A 14,919-nucleotide genomic window follows, 5' to 3' on the forward strand; every position below is an offset into this window, starting at 1 on the left:
CTGCCGCGGGGCGCGTCCCGAGCAGCAAGGAACGACCATGGCGTCCAGCCTGACGAAGGACTCGGCCCGACCGGGCACCCCCGGTTCCGAGAAGACCTTCTTCGGCCACCCCCGCGGACTGGCCACTCTGTTCATGACCGAGATGTGGGAGCGATTCTCCTACTACGGCATGAGGGCCCTGCTCCCGCTGTACCTGGTGGCCCCGGGTGGCCTGCATCTGCCGGCGGGCACGGCGACGGCGATCTACGCCGTGTACCTGTCGCTGGTGTACCTGCTCACCCTGCCCGGCGGCTGGTTCGCCGACCGTGTGCTCGGCCCCCGCAAGACGGTCGCCGTCGCGGGCGTGGTCATCATGCTCGGCCACCTGTGCCTCGCGCTGCCCGCCGCCGCGAGCTTCTACGTCGGCCTGGGCCTGGTCGCCATCGGTTCCGGTCTGCTGAAGGCCAACATCTCCACGATGGTCGGCCACCTCTACGACGGCCCCGAGGACCCGCGCCGCGACGGTGGCTTCACGGTCTTCTACATCGGCATCAACCTCGGCGCCTTCATCGCGCCTCTGGTCATCGGCACCGTCGGTGAGAACGTCGACTGGCACCTGGGCTTCGCCCTGGCCGCGCTCGGCATGGCGCTGGGCCTCGTCCAGTTCCTGCTCGGCAGCCGCCACCTGGACGCGAAGAGCAGCGTGGTCCCGACCCCGCTGACGCCCGCCGAGAAGGCCTCCACCCTGCGCAAGGGCCTGATCTGGCTGGCCATCGCGGTGGTCTTCTACGGCCTCGTCGGCGGCACGGGCCACTTCACCCTGAACTGGGCGCTGATCCCGCTCACGCTCCTCGGCCTGATCGTGCCGATCCTGGTCATCTCCCGCATCATGCGCGACAAGGACCTGGACTCCGGCGAGCGCTCCAAGGTCTCGGCGTACATCTGGTTCTTCGTCGCCGCCGCCGTGTTCTGGATGATCTACGACCAGGGCGGCTCGACCCTGTCGCTGTTCGCCGAGAAGAGCGCCGACAACACGATCTTCGGCTGGGAGTTCCCGGTCTCCTGGTACCAGTCGGTCAACCCGGTCCTGATCATGGCGCTGGCGCCCGTCTTCGCCTGGCTGTGGCTGTGGCTGAACCGGCGCGGCAAGGAGCCCAGCACCATCGTGAAGTTCGCCTCCGGTCTGGTGCTGGTGGGTGCGTCCTTCTTCCTCTTCCTCGCCCCGCTGGCGGTCGCCGAGGGCGGTCACAAGGCCGCGGCGATGTGGCTGGTCGCGATCTACTTCGTGCAGACCGTCGGTGAGCTGACGCTGTCCCCGGTGGGTCTGTCCGTGACGACGAAGATGGCTCCGGCGAAGTACGCCTCGCAGATGATGGGCGTCTGGTTCCTCGCGGTCACCGCGGGCGACTCCGTCACCGCGCTGCTGTCCAACCCGGCCGTCGGCGGGGTCAACCTCGACAAGACGGGCTTCGTGGCGCTGGAGGCGGCGCTCGCCGTGGTCGCCGGCTTCGCGGTGTACATGTACCGCAGGAAGGTCAAGGCCATGATGGGCGACGTCCGCTGATCACCGCCGCCTGACTCCTCGAGAAGGGCCGTCGCACCCCGGGTGCGGCGGCCCTTCCTCATGTCCCGGTCGAGCGCGGAGGGTCCGCGTCCGGGGCGAACCAGGGCTCGGCGGAGGCCCGGCGGGCCACGGGCGGCCACACCCGGCGAGGCGGGCGGGCCGCGTGGCCGGGGCGGCGCGGCCGCAGGTGGTCGATCACGGCCAGGCCCGCGCGGAACAGCGTCACCGGCACGACCAGCAGGACGAGGCCCCAGAACAGGGTGACGCCCCAGGGCCGTCCCACGCCCCAGGGGTGCTCGGCGAGCACCTTGCCGCCGTACTTCAGCGACACGGTGTAGTCGCCGTGCGCCCCGGCCCCGAGTTCCACGGGCAGCTCGATGCGGGCCCTGCCGCCCGGGCGGATCGTGCCGCGCCATCGCTGGTCCTGCCACTGCGGGGCGAACACGCCGTGCGAGGTGCCGACCTGGAAGACCGGGTTCTTCACGGGGGACGTGCCGACGTTGCCCACGGTGACCACGAGGGTCCGGGCGGGCGGGGAGCCGAACCAGGTCAGTACACCGCCGGAGCCCCGCAGCCGGGTGTCCGCGAGCAGGGACAGCCGGCCGCCGGCCGCTTCCGCGGGCAGCGGCTCGACGGCGTGCCCGGCGACCTGGAGGGCCGCGTCGGCCTCGGCCCCGCGTCCGGCCACCGTGGCCACGTGGACCACGCAGGGGCACGGCACGGGCGGCTCCACCACGGGCAGTTCGCGGCGGAAGCGCCCGTCGGCGCCGGTCGTGACGGCCCGGCCGTCGGAGTTGGCGCAGGAGTCGGTGCCGCCGGTCACCCCCCGCTTCGGCTCGGCCTGCCCGCACACGAGCAGCGTCAGCAGGGCACGGGGCCGCCAGCCGCTGCCGCTGACGGTGATCGAACCGCCCGTCCCCGCCTGGGACTTGGACAGCTCGACGGCGGGCCGGTCCGCCGCCCCGACGGACCCGGCTCCCGCCAGGACCAGCAGCAGCGCGAGCAGAACCGGCAGGGACACATACGGAAGACGGACGACGAACGGCATCGGCGGCTCCAGCGGTCGTGCGGTGCGGGCAGGCGGCCGGACCTGGGCGGGGGCGGTGCTGCGGCGTGCGGTGCGGTGCGGAGCGGTGTGCGTGTGCGGCAGGTCCGGTGGCAGCGGTGCTGCGGTGCGGTGTGCGTGTGCGGCAGGTCCGGTGGCTGCGGTGCTGCGGAGCGGTGTGCGTGTGCGCCGGACCGGCGGCAGCGGTCGTGCGGTGGTGGGGTGCGCGTGTGCGCCGCACCGGCGGCTCCGGCCGTCGTGCGGTGGTGCGGTGCGCGTGTGCGGTCGCACCGGCGGCTCCGGCCGTCGTGCGGTGCTGCTTTGCGGGCTGACGGTCAGACGACGGCGTGCAGTGCTGCGGAGCTGGCGTACCACCAGACCAGCGGCGTGCAGTGCTGTCGTGCGGGCGTACGGCCAGACCTGCGGCGTGCGGGCGGGCGCGGTCAGACCGACCGCGCGCGTCCTGCGCTCAGCGGCGCATCCGCCAGGAGAGGCGCCAGGCGGTCAACGGCCCGCCCCAGCCCCCTGATGACGCCGCGTCAGCCACAGGGCACCCGCCGCGCCGGCGAGCAGGACCGTGCCGCCGAGGGTGCCTAGGGCGACGGCCGAGTCCTCGGGCCCGGTCTGCGGAAGTCCGGCACCGGTGTCCGCGCCGGAGCCGCCGCCCTGGGCGGAACCGCCGGCGCCGCCCCCGCTCCCGGCGCTGACGTCCAGCGTGAGGGACGGGCCCGGGTCGTTCGTCGGGGTGCACGTGGTCGTCGTGCCGAGCGCCTTGATGGTCAGCACACCGGCCGTGAAGGTGACTTCGCCGCTCTTCTTCGGCGTGTACGTGCCGCTCAGATCGCTGATCTTGATGGGCGTGTTGGCGGGGATCGCGGCGTCGTTGGCGGGGCCGGACACCGCCAGGGTGCCGCTGTCGGCGCCGCCCAGGGCGATGGTGGCGCTCGGCGTCATCGCGCCCTTGCCCAGTTCGACCGGGCTGGAGGAGACGCCCTTCTGCCAGGACATCGTGATCCGGTAGCCGCTGCCGCTCTTGACGCCCTTGATATCGATGGGCGAGACGGCACTTTTGTCGCCGATCGGCGTCTTGCACTGGTAGTTGACGTCGACGACCTCGGCCCGGGCGACGGGGGCGGCCATCCACACCGCCGAGCCGGCCAGGGCCGCGGCGGACGCGAGTGCGGCGGTTCGTTTCCGGTACGACACGATGCCGCTCCCCTTCCTGTTCCTGACGACGTATCAGATCGGGCCGTCAAGGTACGCCCGGGGCCGCGAGGAAGGAAGACGCAGTGCGCGCCGGATCCGTGGGGATCCGGCGCGGTGTGAGTGACGTATGAGGGGATGTGCGGCGAGGATCCGGTGCACGGGGTCACCCGTTCGGACGCACCCCAGGGCGCCCGCCGGAGCCGAAGTCAGCACGTACGCCCGAGATCAGCACGTACGCCCGAGATCGGACAGGAATGCCCATGAGCGGACAGGCGCACGGCGAGGCCGGTCGGTTGCGCGCCGGGACCGGACGCGCACTCTCCGCGATCAGGCGGGTGCGCCCAGTTCCGCCCAGACCGTCTTGCCGGAGACCCCCGGCGTACGGACGACGCCCCAGTCCAGGCACAGGCGCTGGACGATGAACATGCCGTGACCGCCCGGGCGCCCCGCGCGGTGCGGGGTGCGGGGTGCGGGCTGACCGGTGCCCCGGTCGGCGACTTCCACACGGATCACCTTGTTGTCGCAGGTGATCCGCAACTGGTCCGGCCCCTCGGCATGCAGGCAGGCGTTGGTGACCAGCTCGGAGACGACCAGCAGCACGTCCTCGGCGGCGGCCCGCTGGTCGGCGGAGGCGGCGGGCAGCCAGCCCCACGCGTACAACGCCTGACGGGTGAAGTCGCGGGCCAGCGGAACCACGCCGCTCTCGTCCTCGAAGCTCAGCCGCCGCACCTGCCGACCGCCCGGCGGCGCTGCGGCTCCGGACGGCGCGTCCACGCCCTCGCCGGCCGCACCGGCCGCCGCTACGCCACCCTCGGACGCCCCGGAAGCGCCGCTGGGCTCCGGCCCGCGGTCGCCCGGCGGGTAAGGCCGGGTGGTGCTCATCAGCGCTTCACCTCACCGATTCACCAGTTCACGATTCAAAAACTTCACTACACAGTCGGTCCCACAGTGCGCGGCACGTCGGTTTCGCGGCGCCCCCGCCACCCTGGCGACCGACAGGTTCAGGATGTCTCCTGCCCTGGCGCGCCGACTGAACACCCATGTATTCGACACGAATGACGTGACGGGGCTGGGACGCCGGTCACAGAGGGATGGCCGAGGCACCGCGCGCCGACGCACCGCCGGTCAGCCCGACTCGTCGGCCAGGGCCGCCTCGAGCGAGTCGTGGACGCTGAAGACCGCATCCGCGCCCGTGATCTCGAACACGCGCGCCACCACCGGCTGCATGCCGGCGAGCGAGACGCCGCCACCGGCGGCCTCCGCCTTCAGCCGCGCCCCGAGGAGCACGTTGAGTCCCGTGGAGTCACAGAACTCCAGGCGTGCGCAATCGATGACCAGGCGCTTGAATCCTTTGGCGAGGCAGTCCTCGAGTGGCTCACGCAACAAATCGGCGGTGTGGTGATCCAACTCACCCGCCGGGGTCACGATTGCGCTTGAGCCCTCTTCTCGCACCTCCACCAGAAGCCGGCCAGACTGTGCGCTGCCGACCGTCCCGCGGTCCATGCCGTCTCTCTCTCCCGACGTCGAGGTGGTTGCTGACGCCCTCGAACACTACGCCTTCCCTGCACGGTCCGACACCCGAACAACTACACACAAACGGACATATGCCCACAGAACGCACTTGCGGTGGGCTCAGGAAAGCGGGTAGGCCTAGTAAGGACACGTACCCGACACGGCCGGCTTTGGAGGCGCCGCACACCGCAGTGCACCGAACGGCTCCGGCAGCCATATGCCGAGAACGATGGAGGACATCATGTCACCCCGGCTCGACGGGTCGCCTACCCACAAAGCGACGTCGACACCCCCTCCGGAACATCTGGATCCCATCGAGCAGGTCGAGATGCTCGTCACACAGGACGGCTTCCTCGCCGGACTTCCGGACATCCCCCCGTACGAGGAAGTCGACGCGGTCGACGCGCGGGCGCTGTCCAAGACCCTCTTCGGGCGTCTGGAGACGCTGGAGGAAGGCACCCACGAGTACTCGTACGTCCGCAACACGCTCGTCGAACTGAACCTCGCGCTGGTCAAGTTCGCCGCCTCCCGGTTCCGCTCCCGCAGCGAGCCGATGGAGGACATCATCCAGGTCGGCACCATTGGCCTGATCAAGGCGATCGACCGCTTCGAGCTGTCCCGCGGTGTGGAGTTCCCCACGTTCGCGATGCCGACCATCATCGGCGAGATCAAGCGCTTCTTCCGTGACACCTCGTGGTCCGTGCGCGTTCCGCGCCGGCTCCAGGAGCTGCGGCTCGACCTGGCCAAGGCCGGGGACGAGCTGTCCCAGAAGCTCGACCGCGCCCCCACGGTGGCCGAGCTGGCGGAGCGTCTCGGAATCTCCAACGACGAGGTCGTCGAGGGCATGGCGGCGTCGAACGCCTACACCGCCTCCTCGCTGGACGCCCAGCCGGAGGAGGACGACTCCGAGGGCGCGCTCGCGGACCGCATCGGCTACGAGGACCACGGGCTCGAAGGCATCGAGTACGTCGAGTCGTTGAAGCCGCTGATCGCGGAACTCCCGCAGCGCGACCGGAAGATCCTGTCCCTGCGGTTCGTCGCGGGCATGACCCAGTCGGAGATCGGCGAGGAGCTCGGCATCTCGCAGATGCACGTCTCGCGTCTGCTCTCGCGGACGCTGGTACGGCTGCGCAAGGGGCTGACCGTCGAGGAGTGATCCTCGACCCTGGTGTACGTGTCCCTCGGGGGCGGGCCTGACGGCCCGCCCCCGGGCGCGTGCCACCGGTGGTCGGCGGCGGTCCTTCAGGAGTTGAGGAACAGCACCGCCGTCGGCAGCAGCGGGGCCGTCAGGCTCAGCAGCCAGTAGGTGTGCGGGGCGAGTGCCGTCCGGCGCCGGAGCGGCCTGTTGGCGAGCCACCAGATCAGGCCGTAGAGCGTGACGACGGGGACGACGATCACGAGCCAGAGGGCCATGCCGTCGTTCTCGGTGGGTTCCCGCACCGTCCAGCCGGCCTCGGCGAGCGGCCAGTTCGCCGCGAGGTACCAGAGCAGCCAGAACGGCACCACGCCCGGGATGCCGAGCAGTACGTTCACCACGAGTGGTGCCGACCAGTGCTTCGCCAACCGTCCCCGCCCCATGGGTCCCCGCCCTCCGCCGATGCCGGTCGTCGTCCGACGCGGCATCGCATTATCGCGGGCGGGTGATCACACCACGCGCATTCCGCGCCGCCACACCCCGCTGACCAGCGGGACGCCGGGGCGGTAGGCCAGGTGGACGTGGCTCGGGGCGTCGAGGAGCGTCAGGTCCGCGTACGCGCCGGGGGTGAGGCGGCCGACGTCGTCGCGCCGCAGGGCCGCCGCGCCGCCCGCGGTCGCCGACCACACGGCCTCGTCCGGGGTCATCCCCATGTCCCGTACGGCCAGGGCGATGCAGAACGGGACGGACGAGGTGAAGGACGAGCCGGGGTTGCAGTCCGTGGACAGCGCGACCGTGACACCCGCGTCCAGCAGCCGCCGCGCGTCCGGCCAAGCGGCGCGCGTGGAGAATTCGGCGCCGGGCAGCAGGGTGGCGACCGTTCGGCCGCCGGCCAGGGCGTCCACGTCCGCGTCCGTGAGGTGGGTGCAGTGGTCGGCGCTGGCCGCGTCGAGCTCGACGGCGAGCTGCACACCGGGACCGTAGGAGAGCTGGTTGGCGTGGATGCGGGGGTGCAGGCCCTTCGCCTTGCCGGCGGTGAGGATCGCGCGGGCCTGGTCGCCGTCGAAGGCGCCCTTCTCGCAGAAGACGTCGATCCAGCGGGCGTGCGGGGCACAGGCGTCCAGCATCTCGCCGGTGACCAGGGCGACATAGCCGGCCGGGTCCTCGGCGTGGTCCGGCGGGACGATGTGGGCGCCGAGGTAGGTGACCTCGTCGGTGTGGGCGGCGGCGATGCGCAGGGCGCGGGCCTCGTCCTCGACGGTCAGGCCGTAGCCGGACTTGGTCTCGAACGTGGTGGTGCCCTGGCGGAGGGCTTCGGCGAGGTAACGGGTGACGTTGCCCTCGAGTTCCTCGTCGCTCGCAGCCCGCGTCGCCGCGACGGTGGTGCGGATGCCGCCGGCGCTGTACGGCCGCCCGGACATGCGGGCGTTGAACTCCTGCGTCCGGTCGCCCGCGAAGACGAGGTGGGAGTGGGAGTCCACGAAGCCGGGCAGGACCGCCCGGCCGCCCGCGTCGATCCGGTTGTCAGTGGCGGGTGCTTTGCTTTGATCACCGGTCCACACGACGCGGTCGCCTTCGATGACGACGGCCGCGTCCTGGACCAGTCCGAGGGGGGATTTGTCACCGAGGGAGGGGTCGTTGGTGACCAGGCTGGCGATGTTCGTGATGAGCGTGCTTGCGGTGCTCGCGGAGTGGGCGGGGCTGACGGTCGTCGCGTTGCTCATGGCGTCCTTGGTGGCCTGGTCGGCGGTGGGGTCGGGTTCGGGGGCGGAGCCGGGCCGCGCGGGCGGGCGGCCCGGGGTCATCCGCGCAGGGCTTCGACGGCGTCCGCGAGGGCTCGCGGCACGTCCGGTACGAGGGAGTGGACCCCGTCCCGTACGACGTGCCGACCACCCACGACCGTATGCGACACGTCTGCTGCCGACGCAGCGAATACGGCCGTCTCGGCCCCGAGCCGCGGAAGCGGCCCTGCCGTCCTGACCGAGTCGAGCGCGATGGTGGTGAAGTCGGCGAGCGCGCCGGGCTCCAGGGCGCCCGCGTCCTCCCAGCCGAGGGCCGCGTGGCCGTCGGCCGAGGCCGCCCGCAGCAGGGCCGCCGCCGTCCAGTGACCCCGGGTGCGGGTGCGCAGCCGCTCGTTCAGCTCCAGGGCCCGCGCCTCTTCGAGGAGGTCGATGACGGCGTGGCTGTCGGAGCCGAGGGAGAGCGGGGAGCCCTCGTTCTGCAGGGCGACGGCCGGTCCGATGCCGTCCGCGAGGTCCCGTTCGGTGGTCGGGCACATGCAGGTGCCGGTGCCGCTGCCGCCGATGAGAGAGACGTCCTCGGCGGTGAGGTGGGTGTTGTGGACGCCGGTGGTGCGCGGTCCGAGGACGCCGTGCAGGGCGAGGAGCTGGGTCGGGGTGCAGCCGTGGACCTCCCGGCACGCCTCGTTCTCGGCGGTCTGCTCGGACAGGTGCACATGGAGCGGGGCCCGCCGCTCCTCGGCCCACCGTGCGACGGTCTCCAACTGGTCGGCGGGCACGGCCCGTACGGAGTGGATCGCCGCTCCGATCCGTGCGTGATCCCGTTCCTTGAGAAGTGAACAGCGTGCGGCCCAGGCCTCGGCGTCGCCGTCGGAGAAGCGGAGCTGGTGGGCGGTGGGGGGCTGTCCGAAGCCGGAGGAGAGGTAGGCGGTGTCGAGGAGGGTGATGCGGATGCCGGCCTCGACGGCGGCCGCGACGAGGGCCTCGCCCATGGCGTTGGGGTCGGCGTAGGGGGTGCCGCCGGGGGCGTGGTGGACGTAATGGAACTCGCCGACGGCCGTGATGCCGGCCAGCGCCATCTCGGCGTACACGGCGCGGGCGAGCGCGTGGTAGCTGTCCGGGGTGAGCCGGCCGGCCGTCGCGTACATGACCTCGCGCCAGGTCCAGAAGGTGCCGGAGCCGACCTGGACGGTGCCGCGCAGGGCGCGGTGGAAGGCGTGGCTGTGGGCGTTGGCCAGGCCGGGCAGGGTGAGTCCGCGCAGGACCTCGGCACCGGGAGGCGGGGCGGGGGTGCCGGCGCGGACGGCGGCGATGCGGCCGTCCGTGACGTCGAGGGCGACGCCCGGCTCGACATTCGTGCCGAGCCAGGCGTGCTCCAGCCAGTACGTCCGCGGGGCTGCTGTCGTCACCTGCACGCCAGTCCTTCCAGTACGTCGGCGAGTGCGAGAACCCCGGCCACGCAGTCGTCCTCGCTCGCGGACTCGGCCGGGGAGTGGGAGACGCCGGTGGGGTTGCGCACGAACAGCATGGCGGTCGGGATGCTCCCGGACAGGATCCCGGCGTCGTGTCCCGCGCCGGTGCCGAGGACGGGGACCGTGAGGTCGGTGTCGGTGCCGAGGATTCGGGCGAGTTCGTCGCGCAGGGCGTGGTCGAACTCGACGACGGGGGTGAAGGACTCGCGGACGATGTCGAGGTCGATGCCGTGGGCGTCCGCGTAACTCCGGGCCGCCTTCTCGATGCCGCCGACCACGGTGTCGAGGCTCACCTGGTCCTCGGCCCGGGAGTCGAGCCAGCCGCGCACGAGAGAGGGGATGGCGTTGACGCCGTTGGGTTCGACAGCGATCTTGCCGAAGGTGGCGACGGCCCCGGCGAGTTCGGCCTCGCGCCGGGCGGCGAGGACGGTCTCGGCGTAGGAGAGCATGGGGTCGTGGCGGTCGGCGAGCCGGGTGGTGCCGGCGTGGTTGGCCTCGCCGCGGAAGTCGAACCGCCAGCGGCCGTGCGGCCAGATCGCGCTGGCGAGGCCGACCCGGTCGCCGGACAGGTCCAGGGCCCGGCCCTGTTCGACGTGCAGTTCGACGAAGGCGCCGATGCGGGCGAGCCGTTCGGGGTCCGGCCCGATGGCGTCCGGGTCGTATCCGGCCGCCTCCATGGCCCGGGGCAGCGTCACGCCGTCGCCGTCGGTGAGGCGGTGCGCCTGCTCGCGGGTGAGCTGCCCGGCCGTGAGCCGGGACCCGACGCAGGCGAGCCCGAACCGGGCGCCCTCCTCGTCGCCGAAGTTCACGATGGCGAGGGGCCGGGTGAGGCGGGCCTCCCTGCGGCGCAGCTCGTCCAGCGCGGCGAAGGCGGACACGACCCCCAGGGGACCGTCGAAGGCGCCGCCGTCCGGCACGGAGTCGAGGTGCGAGCCGGTGACGACGGCGTCGCCCTCGGCGGGGTCACCGAGCCAGGCCCACTGGTTGCCGTTCCGGTCGACCTCGTGACGCAGCCCGCGGGCCGTGGCCTGCCCTTCGAACCAGGCCCGGCATTCACCGTCGGTCGCGGTCCAGGCGAACCGCCGGTAGCCGCCGGAGACGGGGTGCCGCCCGAGGGGGAGCAGCTCGCGCCACATGTGGTGGAAGGAGCTGCCGCTGTTCCGGGTCACGCCGGGTCACCTTCGCGCATCGGGACGCGGACGCCCCGCTCCCCCGCCACGGACTCCGCGATGTCGTACCCGGCGTCGACGTGCCGGATGACGCCCATGCCGGGGTCGTTGGTGAGCACCCGGCGGATCTTCTCGCCCGCGAGCGCCGTGCCGTCGGCCACCGTGACCTGCCCGGCGTGGATGGAGCGGCCCATCCCGACGCCGCCGCCGTGGTGGATCGACACCCAGGACGCCCCGGAGGCGACGTTCACCATGGCGTTCAGCAGCGGCCAGTCGGCGATCGCGTCGGACCCGTCGAGCATGGCCTCGGTCTCGCGGTAGGGGGACGCGACCGAACCGCAGTCGAGGTGGTCACGGCCGATGACGACCGGCGCGGCCAGCTCCCCGCTCGCGACCATGTCGTTGAACCGCTCGCCGGCCTTGTCCCGCTCGCCGTAGCCGAGCCAGCAGATCCGGGCGGGCAGGCCCTGGAAGTGGACGCGTTCGCCGGCCATCTTGATCCAGCGGGCGAGGGACTCGTTCTCCGGGAAGAGGTCGAGGATCGCCTTGTCGGTCTTGGCGATGTCGGAGGCCTCGCCGGACAGGGCGGCCCAGCGGAAGGGGCCCTTGCCCTCGCAGAACAGCGGGCGGATGTAGGCGGGGACGAAGCCGGGGAAGGCGAAGGCGCGGTCGTATCCGGCGAGTTGGGCCTCGCCACGGATGGAGTTGCCGTAGTCGAAGACCTCGGCGCCGGCGTCCATGAAGCCGACCATGGCCTCGACGTGCCGGGCCATGGACTCGCGGGCCCGGGTGGTGAAGCCGGCCGGGTCCTTGGCGGCGGCGTCGGCCATGTCCTCGAAGGCGATGCCGACCGGCAGGTAGGCCAGGGGGTCGTGGGCCGAGGTCTGGTCGGTGACGATGTCGATCGGGGCGCCCTCGGCGAGCATCCGCGGGAGCAGCTCGGCGGCGTTGCCCAGGAGGCCGATGGACAGCGGCTTGCGCTGGTCGCGGGCCTCGGTGGCCAGCTGGAGCGCGTGGGCGAGGCTGTCGGCCTTCACGTCCAGGTAGCGGTGCTCGATACGCCGGTCGATGGCGCGCGGGTCGCAGTCGACGCAGATCGCCACGCCGTCGTTCATCGTCACGGCGAGCGGCTGGGCGCCGCCCATGCCGCCGAGACCGGCGGTCAGGGTGATGGTGCCGGCCAGCGTCCCGCCGAACTTCTTCGCGGCGACGGCGGCGAAGGTCTCGTAGGTGCCCTGGAGGATGCCCTGGGTGCCGATGTAGATCCAGGAACCGGCGGTCATCTGCCCGTACATGGTCAGGCCGAGGTGTTCGAGGCGGCGGAACTCCTCCCAGTTGGCCCAGTCGCCGACGAGGTTGGAGTTGGCGATGAGGACGCGCGGGGCCCACTCGTGGGTCTGCATGACGCCGACGGGCCGGCCGGACTGGACCAGCATGGTCTCGTCCTGCTTCAGCCCCTTCAGCGTGCGCACCATCGCGTCGAAGGAGCGCCAGTCGCGGGCGGCCTTGCCGGTGCCGCCGTAGACGACGAGCTTGTCGGGGTGCTCGGCGACCTCGGGATCGAGGTTGTTCTGCAGCATCCGCAGGGCGGCTTCCTGCTGCCATCCCAGGGCGCTCGGTTCCGTGCCGCGCGGCGCTCGGACGGGGCGGGGTCCTGACATGGTCTGCCTCCTGGTGGGTGCGTGGTGCTCCCGGCGGTTTGTTGCTGTGGCTATTCACATCCTGGCCGTCTGAATAGAGCTAGTCAATACGCTGGGGCGTCGGCGCGGCGCCGCCGTGGATGTTTGGCTGGATGCATGTGCGCACACATCGAGGCGGAAGAGGCGGACGACACCGGGGCCCGGCGGGCCGCGCGGCGGGACGAGGCGGTGCGGGCCGCCGTGGAGCAAGGGCTGCTCGGGCCCGACAGCCCCATCGTCGGGCTGCTGGACATCACCGGCATCCGGGAATCGGCGGCGGAGCTGCGGGCCGCGTTCGAGGCGGTGGTGGCGCCGGGCACGCCGGTGCTGCACGCCTTCGCGGTGAAGGCGACCCCGCTGGTGCCGGTCCTGCGGCTGCTGCGCGAGGAGGGCGTCGGCGCGGAGGTCGCGAGCCCGGGTGAGCTGGCCCTGGCCCGGGCGGCGGGCATGCCGCCGGAGGCGACGGTGCTCGACTCGCCCGCGAAGACGCCGGCCGAGCTGCGCGAGGCCCTGTCCCTGGGCATCGCCGTCAACGCGGACAATCCGCAGGAGCTGACCCGGATCGACGCCCTGATGCGCTCCTCGACCAGCCGCTCCCCGCTGGGGATCCGGGTGAATCCGCAGGTCGGCGGTGGTTCCATCGAGGCGCTGTCCACGGCGACGGCCACCTCGAAGTTCGGGGTGGCGCTGCGTGACGAGGGCGCCCGGGAGTGGGTCGTCCAGGCCTGTCTGGACCGGCCGTGGCTGACCCGGCTGCACGCGCACACCGGGTCCCAGGGCATCCCGCTGGCCCTGATGGCACGGGGCGTGGCGGAGACCTATGCGCTGGCGGAGGAGATCAACCGGCGGGCCGGGCGGCGGCAGGTCGACACACTCGACATCGGCGGCGGCCTGCCGGTGAACTTCGGGTCGGAGGCGACGGCACCGACCTACGCGCAGTACGCGCGGCTGCTGGCCGAGGAGGTGCCGGGGCTGCTCGACGGGCGCTACGGGCTGGTCACCGAGTTCGGGCGGTCACTGCTGGCCAAGCACGGGACGGTGGTGGCGCGGGTCGAGTACGCGAAGGTCTCCGGCGGGCGGGCGGTGGCGGTGACGCACGCCGGGGTGCAGGTGGCCGCACGGACGGTGTACGCGCCGGGGAGCTGGCCGTTGCGGATCTCCGCGTACGACGCGAAGGGGCAGCCGAAGGAGGGGCCGGTGGTGGTGCAGGACGTCGCGGGCCCGGCCTGTTTCGCGGGGGACCTGCTGGCGGAGGGGCGGTCCATGCCGTTGCTGGAGCAGGGGGACTACGCGGCCGCGCTGGACACCGGGGCGTACTACTTCGCCCATCACTACGGGTACAACTCGCTGGTGCGGCCCGGCGTGTACGGGTTCGGGCCGGGCGGGCGCTTCGCGGTGGTGCGGCGGGCGCAGACCGTGGACGAGGTCGTCGCGGAGTCGGGTGGGGCGCAGGTGGACGCGTTGACGCGAGGGCGGTGGGAGGTTCCGTAGGGTTTCGGCCTCGGGCGCAGCGCCGCGGGAGGTTCGGTGGGTTTCCGGCCGCGGGTGCGCCGTGGCTTGTCGCGCAGTTCCCCGCGCCCCCGGGGGAGTTGCGCCACCGCCGGATGACGACAGCGCCAAGCACCGTTCCGAAGGATCCCGGCCGCGGGTGTGCCGTGGCTTGTCGCGCAGTTCCCCGCGCCCCCGGGGGAGTTGCACCGCCGCCGGATGACCGCAGCGCCAAGCACCGTTCCGAAGGACCCCGGCCGCGGGTGCGCCGTGGCTTGTCGCGCAGTTCCCCGCGCCCCCGGGGCGTTGCGCCGCTGTCGGGTCAGGCCAGTGCCGGTGATTTCCTTCGTGCGCCTCCCGGTGCGGCGTCTCCCGCCGCGATGCCCGTGCTGCGGTACGCCCTCACGCGCTTGCCGGCCGGGTGGGCCGCTCCCCCGCGCAGCCAGTCCACGCGGACCCACAGCAGTGCCTCCTCGGCCTGCTCGCGGCGGCCCAGCCAGGCCGACTTCAGCCACAGGCCCGCGCCGCAGCCGGCCAGGAGCATGCCCCCGGCCGCCGGGGCGGCGAAGGCGCTGCCCAGGGCGGCCAGGAAGGCGATGAGGAGCCACCAGCGGTGGCCCCGGCGCCAGTTGCGCACCGTGACCGCGCGGTCCTGGAGTACGTCGTGCTTGCCGGCCCGGGTCGCGGCCGCGGCCAGGGCCGCGTAGCGCTTGCGGCGTACGCACGCGACCACCGCCGTTGCCAGGACGAACAGCGCCGCTCCGGCCAGGACGCCGATGCGGCGTCCGGTCAGGCCCGGTGTGAGCAGGCCGATGCCCGTCGCGAGCACGCCCAGCCACCACAGCGGGGCAGCCCCCGCCCGTACGACGACGGCCACTCGGGCCAGTCCCTGTCCTCCGCGCATCACGTCCAGCCTCCGTCCGGTCTCCGA

The 14,919-nt window shown here is 72.6% G+C and carries 13 protein-coding genes; 3 read left to right on the forward strand and 10 right to left on the reverse strand.

Annotation, left to right across the window (positions count from 1 at the left end; genetic code table 11):
- The first annotated feature begins 37 nt into the window (after nt 1–37).
- Complete coding sequence (locus tag QOL88_RS15745; RefSeq protein WP_097217033.1) at nt 38–1,543, forward strand: peptide MFS transporter; 1,506 nt, start codon at nt 38–40, stop codon at nt 1,541–1,543.
- A gap of 58 nt (nt 1,544–1,601) precedes the next feature.
- On the opposite strand, the gene QOL88_RS15750 is transcribed toward QOL88_RS15745, so the two are convergent.
- The 4 genes from QOL88_RS15750 to QOL88_RS15765 all read right to left on the reverse strand — a co-directional run bounded on the left by QOL88_RS15750 (nt 1,602) and on the right by QOL88_RS15765 (nt 5,297).
- The gene (locus QOL88_RS15750; protein ID WP_097217034.1) at nt 1,602–2,591 is read right to left on the reverse strand and encodes a hypothetical protein; all 990 of its coding nucleotides are present in this window, start codon (nt 2,589–2,591) and stop codon (nt 1,602–1,604) included.
- A 501-nt stretch (nt 2,592–3,092) separates the two neighbouring features.
- Nucleotides 3,093–3,794 carry an LPXTG cell wall anchor domain-containing protein gene (locus QOL88_RS15755; RefSeq protein ID WP_097217035.1) on the reverse strand — a complete coding sequence of 234 codons (702 nt, stop codon included), beginning with the start codon at nt 3,792–3,794 and terminating at the stop codon, nt 3,093–3,095.
- Between the two features lie 327 nt (nt 3,795–4,121).
- Nucleotides 4,122–4,676, reverse strand: coding sequence for an ATP-binding protein (locus QOL88_RS15760; protein ID WP_097217036.1), 555 nt, complete (start codon nt 4,674–4,676; stop codon nt 4,122–4,124).
- A gap of 243 nt (nt 4,677–4,919) precedes the next feature.
- Nucleotides 4,920–5,297 (reverse strand): STAS domain-containing protein, encoded by a 378-nt coding sequence (locus QOL88_RS15765; protein WP_097217037.1) that lies wholly within the window; start codon nt 5,295–5,297, stop codon nt 4,920–4,922.
- Nucleotides 5,298–5,547: 250 nt separating this feature from the next.
- Here QOL88_RS15765 and QOL88_RS15770 point away from each other — a divergent pair, with 250 nt between their 5' ends.
- A complete protein-coding gene (locus QOL88_RS15770) occupies nt 5,548–6,462 on the forward strand; it encodes an RNA polymerase sigma factor SigF (protein WP_097223014.1) in 915 nt (304 codons plus the stop codon).
- 86 nt (nt 6,463–6,548) lie between these two features.
- Here the strand turns inward: QOL88_RS15770 and QOL88_RS15775 are convergent, their stop codons facing one another.
- From QOL88_RS15775 to hutU, 5 genes are all read right to left on the reverse strand, one after another.
- Nucleotides 6,549–6,884, reverse strand: coding sequence for a hypothetical protein (locus QOL88_RS15775; protein WP_097217038.1), 336 nt, complete (start codon nt 6,882–6,884; stop codon nt 6,549–6,551).
- A 66-nt stretch (nt 6,885–6,950) separates the two neighbouring features.
- Nucleotides 6,951–8,246 (reverse strand): imidazolonepropionase, encoded by a 1,296-nt coding sequence (hutI, locus tag QOL88_RS15780; RefSeq protein WP_097217039.1) that lies wholly within the window; start codon nt 8,244–8,246, stop codon nt 6,951–6,953.
- The gene (locus QOL88_RS15785; protein WP_097217040.1) at nt 8,243–9,595 is read right to left on the reverse strand and encodes a formimidoylglutamate deiminase; all 1,353 of its coding nucleotides are present in this window, start codon (nt 9,593–9,595) and stop codon (nt 8,243–8,245) included. Before QOL88_RS15785 ends, hutI begins: the two co-directional genes overlap by 4 nt.
- Nucleotides 9,586–10,788: an allantoate amidohydrolase gene (locus tag QOL88_RS15790; RefSeq protein WP_097223015.1), complete on the reverse strand. Its 1,203-nt coding sequence runs from the start codon at nt 10,786–10,788 to the stop codon at nt 9,586–9,588. The genes QOL88_RS15785 and QOL88_RS15790 overlap by 10 nt, the downstream gene beginning before the upstream one ends.
- Before the next feature lie 29 nt (nt 10,789–10,817).
- Nucleotides 10,818–12,482, reverse strand: a complete 1,665-nt coding sequence (gene hutU, locus QOL88_RS15795) for a urocanate hydratase (RefSeq protein WP_097217041.1) — start codon at nt 12,480–12,482, stop codon at nt 10,818–10,820.
- A 135-nt stretch (nt 12,483–12,617) separates the two neighbouring features.
- Between hutU and QOL88_RS15800 the strand changes: the two genes are divergently transcribed.
- The gene (locus tag QOL88_RS15800; RefSeq protein WP_097217042.1) at nt 12,618–13,991 is read left to right on the forward strand and encodes a type III PLP-dependent enzyme domain-containing protein; all 1,374 of its coding nucleotides are present in this window, start codon (nt 12,618–12,620) and stop codon (nt 13,989–13,991) included.
- A 319-nt stretch (nt 13,992–14,310) separates the two neighbouring features.
- Here QOL88_RS15800 and QOL88_RS15805 read toward each other — a convergent pair whose 3' ends face one another.
- Complete coding sequence (locus tag QOL88_RS15805; RefSeq protein ID WP_097217043.1) at nt 14,311–14,895, reverse strand: hypothetical protein; 585 nt, start codon at nt 14,893–14,895, stop codon at nt 14,311–14,313.
- Nucleotides 14,896–14,919: the final 24 nt, after the last annotated feature.

Origin of the sequence: Streptomyces sp. Ag82_O1-12 (assembly GCF_900182715.1) — a bacterium.
Classification (GTDB): Bacteria; Actinomycetota; Actinomycetes; order Streptomycetales; family Streptomycetaceae; genus Streptomyces; species Streptomyces massasporeus.

What these genes read in the sequence shown, in the direction of transcription:
- QOL88_RS15745 (WP_097217033.1), top strand. Translation starts at nt 38, where the DNA reads ATGGCGTCCAGCCTGACGAAGGACTCGGCCCGACCGGGCACCCCCGGT.
- QOL88_RS15750 (WP_097217034.1), bottom strand. Translation starts at nt 2,591, where the DNA reads ATGCCGTTCGTCGTCCGTCTTCCGTATGTGTCCCTGCCGGTTCTGCTC.
- QOL88_RS15760 (WP_097217036.1), bottom strand. Translation starts at nt 4,676, where the DNA reads ATGAGCACCACCCGGCCTTACCCGCCGGGCGACCGCGGGCCGGAGCCC.
- QOL88_RS15765 (WP_097217037.1), bottom strand. Translation starts at nt 5,297, where the DNA reads ATGGACCGCGGGACGGTCGGCAGCGCACAGTCTGGCCGGCTTCTGGTG.
- QOL88_RS15770 (WP_097223014.1), top strand. Translation starts at nt 5,548, where the DNA reads ATGTCACCCCGGCTCGACGGGTCGCCTACCCACAAAGCGACGTCGACA.
- QOL88_RS15775 (WP_097217038.1), bottom strand. Translation starts at nt 6,884, where the DNA reads ATGGGGCGGGGACGGTTGGCGAAGCACTGGTCGGCACCACTCGTGGTG.
- hutI (WP_097217039.1), bottom strand. Translation starts at nt 8,246, where the DNA reads ATGACCCCGGGCCGCCCGCCCGCGCGGCCCGGCTCCGCCCCCGAACCC.
- QOL88_RS15790 (WP_097223015.1), bottom strand. Translation starts at nt 10,788, where the DNA reads ATGTGGCGCGAGCTGCTCCCCCTCGGGCGGCACCCCGTCTCCGGCGGC.
- hutU (WP_097217041.1), bottom strand. Translation starts at nt 12,482, where the DNA reads ATGTCAGGACCCCGCCCCGTCCGAGCGCCGCGCGGCACGGAACCGAGC.
- QOL88_RS15800 (WP_097217042.1), top strand. Translation starts at nt 12,618, where the DNA reads ATGTGCGCACACATCGAGGCGGAAGAGGCGGACGACACCGGGGCCCGG.